Annotated in this window: 7 protein-coding genes; 2 read left to right on the forward strand and 5 right to left on the reverse strand. The window is 28.8% G+C overall.

The annotated features are described in order from the left end of the window. The first annotated feature begins 311 nt into the window (after window positions 1-311). The gene (locus KIB46_RS10210; protein WP_156561602.1) at window positions 312-2,261 is read left to right on the forward strand and encodes an amylo-alpha-1,6-glucosidase; all 1,950 of its coding nucleotides are present in this window, start codon (window positions 312-314) and stop codon (window positions 2,259-2,261) included. 112 nt (window positions 2,262-2,373) lie between these two features. Here the strand turns inward: KIB46_RS10210 and pulA are convergent, their stop codons facing one another. Together pulA and KIB46_RS10220 are read right to left on the reverse strand one after the other, a co-directional pair. Then, window positions 2,374-4,266, reverse strand: a complete 1,893-nt coding sequence (gene pulA, locus KIB46_RS10215) for a type I pullulanase (RefSeq protein ID WP_291671685.1) — start codon at window positions 4,264-4,266, stop codon at window positions 2,374-2,376. Between the two features lie 19 nt (window positions 4,267-4,285). Continuing rightward, the gene (locus tag KIB46_RS10220; RefSeq protein ID WP_291671687.1) at window positions 4,286-6,436 is read right to left on the reverse strand and encodes a TIM-barrel domain-containing protein; all 2,151 of its coding nucleotides are present in this window, start codon (window positions 6,434-6,436) and stop codon (window positions 4,286-4,288) included. 280 nt (window positions 6,437-6,716) lie between these two features. Here KIB46_RS10220 and KIB46_RS10225 point away from each other — a divergent pair, with 280 nt between their 5' ends. Continuing rightward, window positions 6,717-7,949, forward strand: coding sequence for a helix-turn-helix transcriptional regulator (locus KIB46_RS10225; protein ID WP_156561599.1), 1,233 nt, complete (start codon window positions 6,717-6,719; stop codon window positions 7,947-7,949). 241 nt (window positions 7,950-8,190) lie between these two features. On the opposite strand, the gene ade is transcribed toward KIB46_RS10225, so the two are convergent. The 3 genes from ade to KIB46_RS10240 all read right to left on the reverse strand — a co-directional run bounded on the left by ade (window position 8,191) and on the right by KIB46_RS10240 (window position 12,140). Continuing rightward, window positions 8,191-9,990, reverse strand: a complete 1,800-nt coding sequence (gene ade / locus KIB46_RS10230; RefSeq protein WP_291671690.1) for an adenine deaminase — start codon at window positions 9,988-9,990, stop codon at window positions 8,191-8,193. 106 nt (window positions 9,991-10,096) lie between these two features. Next, window positions 10,097-11,428 (reverse strand): MATE family efflux transporter, encoded by a 1,332-nt coding sequence (locus KIB46_RS10235; protein WP_291671692.1) that lies wholly within the window; start codon window positions 11,426-11,428, stop codon window positions 10,097-10,099. A gap of 106 nt (window positions 11,429-11,534) precedes the next feature. Then, entirely contained in the window at window positions 11,535-12,140 is a 606-nt protein-coding gene (locus tag KIB46_RS10240; RefSeq protein WP_291671694.1) for a hypothetical protein, read from the reverse strand. Window positions 12,141-12,374 lie beyond the last annotated feature (234 nt).

Below are 12,374 nucleotides of genomic sequence, written 5' to 3' on the forward strand. Positions count from 1 at the left end.
AATGAAATAGAGCCATTTCACGTGTGTAAAAGTCCCCCTATAAAATCTCCTTTTAGCACCTATTTACAGCTTGAAATTTTTCATTTTTTTATATGTTTTGTCGTTTTTTTATTGTTATATATGCTGTAAGTATTGCCATTGCTTATTTCCTTAAATTTGATTTAATTCCTAAAAGTTTCACACTTTTCAATCTCTAGTAATAATCATATTGACTTTGGAATACCTCTTTGTTAAACTCAACTAAAATTTATCCATATGAAATGTATTTTAAAACATTTTCTATAAATATCTATTTAAGGGAGAGGATTCAAATGAAATTTAACTATGGTAAAAACGACTTTAAATCATTTAAGTCTGGTAATGAGCATTGCTATTTACTAACTAATGGACTAGGAGGTTTTTCTAGTACAACTCTTATTAACTCTCTAGCTAGAAATGATCATTCATTATTTATGGCTTGTACCAAAGCTCCAAATAATCGAAAAAATATAATAAGTAAAGTTGAGGAGATACTTAGAATTGATAATAAAGAAGTTTATTTAAGTTCTCAGGAATATGTATGCTATACAAAAAATATAGCTGGTTTTAATAATATACATTCTTTTTCCCAAGAATATCTTCCTAAGTGGACATATTTCTATGATGGAGTAGAAATTATAAAAACCATTGTATATGAGCAAGGTAAAAATACCTTAGGTATAAAATACTCTATAGATAATAGAAATGATAAATATGTGAAACTTGAAGTTATTCCTGTTTTCGTATTTGCCAAAAGAGGGGAAATATTATCATCACCTCATAATTATATAATTAAAAATGATACATTTATTGCTAATGATATAGAGCTTAATATTCATTCAAACTATTCTAGCAAAGAATTATCTATACCAACCTTTATTAATGATTATTACTTTGCATATGATGCAGTAGATGGTAGAAATGCAGTTGGTTCAGGAACAACACTAGTTTCTTATTATTTTGAATGTAATGGAAAAAGCAAATCTGAATACCAACTTATTTTCACCCTAGAAAATGAAGATATTAAAGATATTGACTCTTTAATAAATAATGAAATATCTAGGCAAAAAGATTTAATAAATAATGCTGGCTTTGAGGATGATTTAGCAAAAACCTTAGTAAGAGCTAGTGACCAATTCATTAGCCATAGAGAATCTACTAACGCAAAAACTATATTAGCAGGATATCCATGGTTTGAAGATTGGGGCCGTGACACTATGTTTGCTGTACTTGGTAGTTGCATAAGTACCAAAAGATTCAATGATGCTAAAGATATATTTAGAACATTCATAAGACATCTTAATAAAGGACTAATGCCTAATCTTTTTCCAGAGGGCGGAATTAAACCAATGTATAATACGGTAGATGCCTCCCTTTTATACATTTATGCACTTTATGAATATTATTTAGCTAGTAATGATTTAAAATTTATCAAGGAAGAAGGCTTTCAACCTATATTAGATATTATAAATTGGTACAAGCACGGTACTGATTTTAACATTTATATGGATGATGATTATCTAATTAATGCTGGTGAAGGTTTCCACCAAGTAACTTGGATGGATGTAAGATTCAATGATATTTTACCTACTGCAAGACACGGCAAACCCGTTGAAGTTAATGCATTTTGGTATAACGCATTAAAAGTAGCTTCATTTTTTGCAACTAAACTCAATTTTGATGTAAAAGAATTTGACTCCTTAAGCCATAAAGTAAAAAAATCATTTGAAGAAAAATTCTGGAATGAAGAAAAAAAATGTCTTAAGGATGTTGTATCAGGAAATAACTATGACTATCAAGTTAGATCCAATCAAATTTGGGCTGTAATGGTTCCCTTTTCTCCATTATGCAATGAGAAAGCAAAATTAGTTGTAGATAAAGTATATCAAGAACTATATACTCCTTATGGCCTTAGAACATTAAGTAAATACGACAAAGAATTTGTAAAAGAATATGGTGGCAGTCACTTTAAACGTGACATGTCATATCATCAAGGTACAGTTTGGCCATTTCCTCTTGGAGGATATTTCATATCTTATCTTAAAGTAAATGATTATTCTGTTAAGGCTAAGGAAAAGGTACGTGAACAACTAGAATATTTTGAGTCTTGCTTAAGAGAAGGATGCGTTGGGCAAATTGCTGAAATATATGATGGATTAAATCCTAATGAATCTAGAGGATGCTTTGCACAAGCTTGGAGCGTATCAGAAATCCTAAGAGTCTTTTATCATTTAACAACTTAAAATTTTTTATTTTCAAAATATCACAGTATATTTATATATTGTTATATTTATATATTGTTATATTATTGTTTTTTCATATTCCCAAAAAAAGAAATCGCTTTTGCGATTTCTTTTATACTTTTACAACTAAAGTTGATAATCCATCAACAAATAATTTATTATCTTCTACTACTTCTATTACTTCTACTCCAGACTTTTCTTTGTTAACAATAATATTAAATCTATCATAATGATCTAAATCTACTTGTATACTATTCTTATTTGCATTATGAATAACTATTATATCCCCATTAATATCATCCAACAACTTATACCCCACTGAATTCATTGGAGTATTTATAAATTTAAGTCTATTTCTTATTTCTTCTACAGTTCTCATTCTAAAAATTGAATAAGCTTTTCTTAGTCTTATTAATCCTTTAACATAATTAAATGTGTCTATATTTTCTAACTTTCTTCTCCAATTTATCTCATTAATTGAATCTGGGGCATTATATGAATTCTCAATCCCATTCTTAGTTCTTAAAAATTCTTGTCCTGCATGTAAAAATGGAATTCCTTGAGATAATAAAATTATACTAGTACCTAATCTGCTCATATATTTCAAATCATTATAATCTTTTACTGTAAGATTTAATTTATCATATAGAGTATGATTATCGTGACATTCAATATAATTTATTACTTGATTAGGGGATACATCTCCCCAAGATTGAATATAATCCGAATATTTAATGCCTCCTACTATTCCTCTCTTAACATCATATTCCTTATTATATTCTCCACTTAAAAACCCTCTAACTTCATGAGAAAATGGATTTCCTCTTAATCCATCTCTAATTCCATCATTAAAGAAAGCAATATTATTTAACTTATAAGCATTTCCTTGTACAGCTTTTTCTTCATATCTTAAGAGACTTGGCATATTCCACCCTTCACCTAAAATAATTATATTAGGATCTATCTTATCTAACTCTTCCCTAATTTTATTCATAGTTTCTACATCAAGCAATCCCATAAGATCAAATCTAAATCCATCAATTTTATATTCATTTGCCCAGTAAACTATAGAATCTACTATAAATTTTCTAACCATAGCATTTTCAGATGCTATTCCATTTCCACACATACTTTCATTAGATAGCCTTCCATCACTGTTATATCTAAAATAATATCCAGGCATTAATTTATTAAAACCTGATCTTTCTACATCATACATATGATTATAAACTACATCCATTATTACAAACATACCACTTTCATGGATAGACTTAATAGCCTCTTTCAACTCTCTTATCCTTGTAACTGGATTATATGGATCTGTAGAATAACTTCCTTCTGGTGCATTATAATTAGCAGGATCATACCCCCAATTATACTTTTCTGCACTATAAGGCTCCCTTTCATTTATAGTAGCAAAATCAAATATAGGTAAAAGTTGTACATGGGTTACTCCTAAATCTTTTATATGTGATATCCCTGTTTTAATTCCTTTAGGCCCTTTTGTACCTTTTTCTGTTAAACCTAGAAATTTCCCTTTATTCCTTATTCCAGACTCATTATCAGATGATAAATCTCTTACACTTACCTCATATATAATTGAATCTGTACCATATAATCTATTTGGTATAACATGAGTACTCCATCCTTCTGGATCACTTTTATTCATATCTATAATTGCACCTTTTTCTCCATTTACAGATATGGCTTTTACATAAGGGTCTACCCCCTCACTTTTAACTCCATCTATTAAAGCAATGAAAGTATAAAACTTATTATCTAAGTTTCCATCTAAAGTAATTTGCCATACACCTTTATGGCCTTTTTCCATAGGATATTCTTCTCCTTCTATATCATCATACCCATCATATATACATAGATACATTTCATCAGCTATAGGTGACCAAACCTTGAAAACATGTTGTTTTCCTTTAATCTCATAGCCTAAATCATTATTTTCATAATAATAAAGACTGTCTATTTTTTTTATATCTAGTTTTTTCATAAACACCTCTCTTAAGAAATTATACATTTACTTTTTCAGTGATTATTTTTCCTTCTGCTGTTATAATAGTTACTAAAAGTTCTTTCACCTTATTATTTCCACTATTCTTTACTAATATTGTATGCTTATCCTCTTCTAATGTAATTGTTATATTTAAGTTTGAATGCTCTCCTAATAGATATTCCTTACTTATTCCATCATCATCATATAAATCATACTCTGCTCTATCTGCTACAAATGCTAATACATTTAATGTTTCATTATTTAATAGTTCTGTATTTTGTGCAGGCTCACCATAAACGAACATTTTATTTTTTCTTATAAATAGTGCAAATTCATTTAAATCTAGATTAATATAATTCTGACCTTTATTAATTACATCAAAATCTTTGCTAGTATATTTCTTAACCTTCCATAAAAGCATATCCTCTGGTAGATACACATATCTTCCCCTCTTATTTTGCTCATAAACTGGAGCAATCATAATAGAATCTCCTACTAGCAATTGATCTTCTATTTGTGATACAAATTCATCATCATATTCAAAACTTAAAGGCTTTATTAACATATCACTTGAATCTATAGCCTTCATATATTCTGAATAAAGATAAGGAATCATTGCATATCTAAATTTAATAATATTTTTTATAGTCTTTTCTGTATATTCATCAAAGGCAAATGGCTCTTGATTTCTTGTCCCCATAGAAGAATGATTTCTATATAAAGGGGCAAATATACTTAACTGGTTCCACCTTATAGCTAATTCCGGATCTACATTACTTCCAAATCCACAAGTATCTGCTCCACTATATATAAATCCACACATATTTATAGAAGGCAACATCTTCATGTTTAAAATTAGATGCTCCCACCATGAGCAATTATCTCCTGTCCAAATACCACCATATCTATGTGCTCCAATAAATGATGCCCTTGAAAACAACAAGAATCTCTTATTGCTATCTATTTCTTCAAAACCTTCTGCAGCAGCTTTAGTCATATTAAATCCATATAAATTATGAACGTCATAATGGTTCACTATTCCATCCTCTGTCTTATGATAAAAGCTTTTATAATCATTCATACTATTGCTTAAACCTAATACAACATCTTTAAATTTGAAGAATGAATCTATATTAAGTTCTTTAGTTCTTAATTCGTCAATATTTCTATAAGCCTCATTTATTCCATTTTCACTATAAAAGATTGCCGGTTCATTCATATCATTCCAAAAACCTTCAATGCCCTTATCAATCAAGCACTTATACTTTTTGCCAAACCACTTTCTTGCATCTTTATTTAAAAAGTCCGGAAAATGTACTTTTCCAGGCCAAACTGCTGCTACAAAAGGTTTGCTATCCTTATCTATAACGAAATAATCATTTTCTATACCTTCTTCATAAATATCGTATCCATCTTCTATCTTTACACCAGCATCTATTATTGGAATTATCTTAACACCCTTACTCTTTAGTTTTCTAGTGACTTCTTCAAAATTAGGGAATCTTTCATTACTTAAAGAAAAATCCTTATAATTATCCATATAATCTAAATCTAGGCATATACCATCACAAGGAATATCTCTTTTTATAAACTCATTAGCTAAACTTTCTACTGCATCTTCTGTTGGATAACTCCATCTACTTTGCATATAACCAAAAGCCCACTTTGGAGGTACATATCCTTTTCCTATTATCTTTAAAAAATTTTGCGCTATATCTTTTACTGTTTCTCCATTAATTATATAAATATCAGCATCCTTGCCCTCAATTGTTACCTGTAGTTTATCCTTTTTTTCATACCCTACATCGTAAATAATTTTACTTGGAAAATCTATATAAACTCCAAATTTCTTTTCTCCATCAACAATAAAGAAATTATGCGCCCCATATAAGGACTTTTTATCTGGGGCATGATTTGGATCATCAGTACAAAAGCTTTCATATATCCATCCTCTTTTGTTTATTCCCCTTGTATTTTCACCTAATCCATATACTATATCTTGTTTTCCCATATTATATTTCAGTTGAATTTCCTCCCCTAAATTCAACTGAAAATATTTAAATTCTATGTCACTTTCACTTACTCCCTTTTCTATTACAGAATATGTTTCAATAGGCTTTCCAAAGTCATATCTAACTACGTTTTTATTTACAATATAACTCTTCATAAACTCCTCCTTAAATTACAATCATTTATAACTATTAACTACCTATATTTTAGTTTTATAGTAACAAAGTAACTTCACTCATTTCAATGATTTACGAAATATAGTCCCTTGTGAAATATGATATAAAAATCATTTTTTAAGCATATAATTTCACTATGAAATTCTCATACAATTTATAGGTTTATTATGTTAAAAATAGCCTGTAAACATTGACTTAAATATTTTTACTATGTTAACCTTAAGAAAATAAACAAAATTTTACAAATGAGAGGTTTAATAAATGAATGATGTTTTATACAAAAATAATCAGAAAGTTATTGGATCAATAGTTAGATTAAATAGAATTAAGAAAAATATGAGTCAAAAAGCTCTTGCAAAGGGAATCTGTGTACCATCCTACTTAAGCCGCATTGAGAATGGTGAATTGCTTCCAAGTGATGATGTTATATCTATTCTTTTTGAAAGACTTGGCCTAAAATTCAATGATAGTGCCGAATTTATAGAAAAAGGCTTAAAATCATTTGAAAGATTTCTTAATGATCTTAATTTTAATGAATTTGATTATACAAATAAAATATTCCGTGATATAGAAAAGTATGAAGATGACTTTATTACATCACCCCTTATACTTGACTATTATTTGGTCAAGCTAGCTAGATATTGTAGTACTCCTGAGAGAGATAAATTTGAAGGTGCTAAAGAATCCATACTTTCAGCTTTTGATTTATTATCTCCAAAGCAAGAGTCATTATATAACTTCTATATTGGTGTTGATATTTTAAATATTACAGGAGATATATCCGAAGGAAAAAAATATATTGAAAAAGCACTAAATTACAAAGAAAATGGTCATTGTTATTACTGGCTTTCTTATGTTTATAGAGTAGAAAATAATCCAATTAAAGCATATGATTCAATTAAAAAAGCATTAGCTTTATATGTAGAGGAAGGCAACTTTATTAGTATAATGGAGAGCTATGAAAAAACGGCTGAAGTATATTTCATGCTAGATAATCATGCAGATGCTATAAATTACTTGAAAATGTCTCTTAGAATGGCTGAAAAAATTAAAAACTCCTATTATATTGAATATATTAATTCAATGCTTGCTTGGTCATATTTTAAAATACAAGACTATAATACTTCTTTTAAATACTTAAAGAAGAACACTGGATTAATAGATCACAGAATGATTATTCCTGATTCAGTTATAGAATGTTTAATATATTTTACCTTGGAAGATAGAGAGAATTTAAAGAATTCAATAAATAAGCTTGATACTCCTCAATCTTTAGAGCATATAAGTAAGGATTTGTCTAATATATTATTTAAGTTATTTAATTTTTATATTGAAAATGAAAATTATATTAAAAGTCCTGTTTGGGAAGGATTATTAATATATATTGTTGATGATATTACTCAACTTGTGGAATTGAGAAAAGTGTTTATTTCTTACCTAAAAGAGTACTATATTCATAATAGAAGATACAAAGATGCTTTATTTCTCAAGTAAGGATAAAATTTCTATACATTTTTTAATAAAAAAGTATTGGCTTTTTCGACAAAATGTCGTATTATAGTAATTGGTTATTGACCATATAACCTCTCATAAATTCTCAATACCCTTTTATACCATAGTTGAAAGATGAGTACCATCATCTTTCTTTTTTTTGTTTTTTTTATAAAATTATAATTATATGAAAATTTAAGACCAAATAAGAATATTATTAACTCTTATTTGGTCTTACTTTTTATTATTCTTCTACGAATAATGGAACAAGTTCAAACTTTGTACAATCAACTAATCCTCTATTAGTTAGTCTTAATTCTGGTAAACAAGCAAGTGGAATCAAAGCCATTGTCATAAATGGAGATACAATATCACATCCAATTTCTTTCCATGCCTTATCTAAACCTTCAACCTTTTCAGCCATCTCAGCTAATGGTCTATCACTCATAAGTCCTGCTATTGGAAGTGGAACTAATCCTAATACCTTACCATCTTTAACCGCTACCATACCACCACCACATTCAACTAATGTGTTAGCAGCTAAAGCCATATCCTCATCATTTGTTCCTACAACCAATAAATTATGAGCATCGTGAGCAACTGTAGCAGCCATTGCTCCCCCCTTAATTCCAAAGCCTTTTACAAATCCGTATCCAACTTTACCTGTTTCATGATGTCTTTCAAATACAGCTGCTTTTAGAACATCTTTACTTACATCACATTGAACTTTTCCATCTTTAACTTCTAATTCAATATGTCTCTCATATGTTCCAACTCTTGCTGGAATAATTTCTATAACTCTTGCATTAACCTTATCTTTACCTTCAGCTAATATATCAAATGATTTTGGAGTTATTTCTCCCTTTATATGCATTGAATTCATAGCATCTTCTGGATAATGGTACTCTGCTATTTCAGTTGTTAAAACTCCATTTTCAGCAACTACGTTACCATCTATAATAACCTTTGTTATATTAATCTTATTTAAATCATCTATAAACACTATATCTGCACATTTTCCTGGAGTTATTGACCCTAATTCATGATCCATTTGGAAGCATTGAGCACAATTTATAGTAACCATTTGTATTGCTACTAGTGGATCTATTCCTTCTTCAATAGCTCTTCTTATAATATGATCTAAGTGTCCCTCCTTAAGTAAAGTGTGTGGATGTGTATCATCAGATATTAATATTGCAAATCTGCTATCTACCTCATTTGCAGTAATTGATTTACTAACTTCCTTTAAATCATGCCATGCAGAACCTTCTCTAAACATTGCATACATTCCAAGTCTCATCTTTTCTAGTGCATCTTCTGCTCTTGTAGATTCATGACAACACCTTACTCCTGATGCTATATATCCATTTAATCCTTTCCCTGTTTCAGGCAGAGAATAATGTCCTGTTACTATCTTATTAGCCTTTAATGTTTCTCCTACTACTCCATGTGCATGATCTGTAGAGTATAATATTCCTGGAAAATTCATCATTTCTCCAAGACCAACAACTTCATCCCACTTCATAGTTTCTGCAACATCTTCAGGTCCTACTGCTGCCCCTGTATCCTCAAATCCTGGAACTGCTGGCACACATGATGGAGTAGTTACCATATTCTTAAGTGGTGTTCCTTTACCATCCTCTATCATATAACGTACACCATTTAACCCAAGTACATTACAAATTTCATGTGGATCCATATATATTCCTACAGTACCATGAGGTACTACTGAACGTGCATATTCACTAACACTAAGCATTGATGATTCAACATGGATATGACCATCTAAGAATCCAGGAGCTATATATTGTCCCTTTGCATCAATTACTTCTGTTCCTTCTCCTATACAATGCTTTGCATCTCCAACTAAAGCAATTCTTCCTTCACTAATTGCAACATCAGTATTATCAATTACTTCTCTAGTGCAAACATTTATCAGCTTTGCATTTGTAATTACCATATCTGCTGGTTGATACCCTTGAGATACAGCAACAATTTTCTTACTTACTTCCCATAATGGTTTTACATTAAATTTATTAAACATATAACCTCTCCCTAATTATTTATTATAATATTCTTTATATTTCAACACATTATTTTAAATCTCATCCCAATTTTACCATATACAACATCAAATATACAAATATTTTTTAATTTTTATTCCATATCATTCGTGTTTTTCTGTAAATGTAAAATCCAATTCCATCTGCTAATGCCCATCCAATAGGTATTGACCACCATATCCCATTTGCACCTAAAATAGTTGAAGATAGAATATATGAAAGTATAACTCTACTTCCTAAAGAAATTATAGTTAAAATAATAGACATTTTTAACATACCAAGTCCTCTATAAAGACCATAGAACATAAATAAAAATCCTATAAGAACATAAAAAATTGCAACTACTGATATATATTCAACTCCAAGCCTTATAACCTCTTCTTCACCTTTATCTACAAATAAAAGCATTATATTCTTAGAAAATATTAAAATTAAAGTTGATACAAACAAGCAAAAAGCTATTATTATTTTAATTGCTCCTTTAACTCCTTCTTTTATTCTTTCAGGTTTTCCAGCTCCTTTATTTTGTGCCACATAAGTTGAAAAAGCATTTCCAAAATCCTGAACCGGCATATAAGCTATAGAATCTATTTTCACCCCTGCTGCAAAAGCTGCCATTACAGTTACTCCAAATGTATTAACTAGTCCTTGAACTATAAGTATTCCAAAATTCATTATTGATTGTTGAACTGAAGTTAGAATAGAATAATTAGCTACTAGCTTCAAAGTATCCTTTTTAATTCTAATATCTTTCCTCTCAATTTTTATAAAGGATACATTCTTAAATACATATATAATACTCAAAATTGCTGAAACCCCTTGAGCAACTATTGTTGCAAGTGCAACTCCTTTTACACCTAAATTGAAATTTATTACAAAAACTAAATCTAAAACTACATTAATTAATGAAGCAATAATTAAAAAATATAAAGGTCTTTTAGAGTCACCTATTGCTCTTAAAATAGCAGTTGCTAAATTATATATAAAAGTAAATCCAAGTCCTAATAAAATTATTATTAAATATTCTTTAGCTGGCCCTAATAATTCTGATGGCATATTAAATAAATCTAACAATAAGTTTATGGATATTAGAGAAATTACCATCAATATTAAAGTAATACCCCCTATAAATATAAAAGAAGTAATAGATATTTCTTTAAATTTATCATTTTCTTTAGAACCATAGCTTTGAGCTAGTATAACTCCTACCCCCATAGCTAGCCCAATTATTATTGATGTTATAAAAGTTACTATTGCAAAAGAAGAACCAACTGCAGCTAATGCATCTGGGCCAACAAACCTTCCAACTACAATAGTATCCACAAGATTATATAATTGCTGAAATATATTACCCAAAATCATAGGTAATGCAAACCTAATTATAAGCTTATTACTATTCCCTTTTGTCATGTCTAACATAATAATCCCCCCTGCCACTAACTTCCAATATATCTCTTATAAATATACCATACTTTTCCTGATTAGTGATATTATAAAAGCCGTCAATAACTATTGACGACCTTTGCTACTTTACTTTAAAACTTCCTTTTTCTTCTTTTATTTTAATATTAAGCATTTTTAGAAGTTTATCCATACTCTTTATTTTATTTACATATTTAATATCCTTCTTATCTAACATTCTTTGAATCATATGTATAATTTCTTTTTTCTCTTCACTAGAAATAGTTAGATTATCTTTTAAACACTGTCTATTTATATAAGTTAAAGTAGTCCAAATTTGTTCAGCAGAAATCTTACTATTATCCATTAATACATAAGTAAAATTTCTATTTCTCTTCCCTTCTGGATATGCTTTTTTAAAGAATTTAATAAATCCACTGTCTGATTTATTTTCTTTCTTTTCTTTAACCAATTTTCCTAGAGAAGACTTTAAGTTATTCTTTAAAAACATTATGGTATTAGGCTTAACCTTTGACTTCATATTATCTATACTTTCATCAATTAATTTGTAAGTATCATCAATAAGCTCTTGAGGTACCCCTTCCCCCTTAAGTATTTTTGTTCTATCAATATATTCTAAAACATCCTTTTTCGTCTCTAAATTTTTACCATATAATTTTTCTAATAGTTCTTGAGAAGTTATAAGCTTTAGTTCATCTAAATTAATCATTTATTTCTCCTTCAATATATAATAATTCTTTTATAATTATAAACTATAAATTCCCCTCTATACATAAAAAGTTAGTGTAAAGTTTATTTACACTACTTTTCTTTTTAAATCTTTATATATCAAGGTTTCGTAAGTTTTTTTTCATAAAAAAAACAACGACCCCCTAATTTCATGTTAAAATTGAATCTCCTACAAAACAAAAATAACCTGAAAGGATGTCGTTATTGTGGATTC

Source organism: Clostridium sp., assembly GCF_018372875.1.
GTDB lineage: Bacteria > Bacillota > Clostridia > Clostridiales > Clostridiaceae > Clostridium.

Bases quoted from the DNA above. Each gene is read 5' to 3' on its own strand.
- KIB46_RS10225 (WP_156561599.1), top strand. From the start codon at position 6,717: ATGAATGATGTTTTATACAAAAATAATCAGAAAGTTATTGGATCAATA.
- KIB46_RS10220 (WP_291671687.1), bottom strand. From the start codon at position 6,436: ATGAAGAGTTATATTGTAAATAAAAACGTAGTTAGATATGACTTTGGA.
- KIB46_RS10240 (WP_291671694.1), bottom strand. From the start codon at position 12,140: ATGATTAATTTAGATGAACTAAAGCTTATAACTTCTCAAGAACTATTA.
- KIB46_RS10210 (WP_156561602.1), top strand. From the start codon at position 312: ATGAAATTTAACTATGGTAAAAACGACTTTAAATCATTTAAGTCTGGT.
- KIB46_RS10235 (WP_291671692.1), bottom strand. From the start codon at position 11,428: ATGTTAGACATGACAAAAGGGAATAGTAATAAGCTTATAATTAGGTTT.
- pulA (WP_291671685.1), bottom strand. From the start codon at position 4,266: ATGAAAAAACTAGATATAAAAAAAATAGACAGTCTTTATTATTATGAA.
- ade (WP_291671690.1), bottom strand. From the start codon at position 9,990: ATGTTTAATAAATTTAATGTAAAACCATTATGGGAAGTAAGTAAGAAA.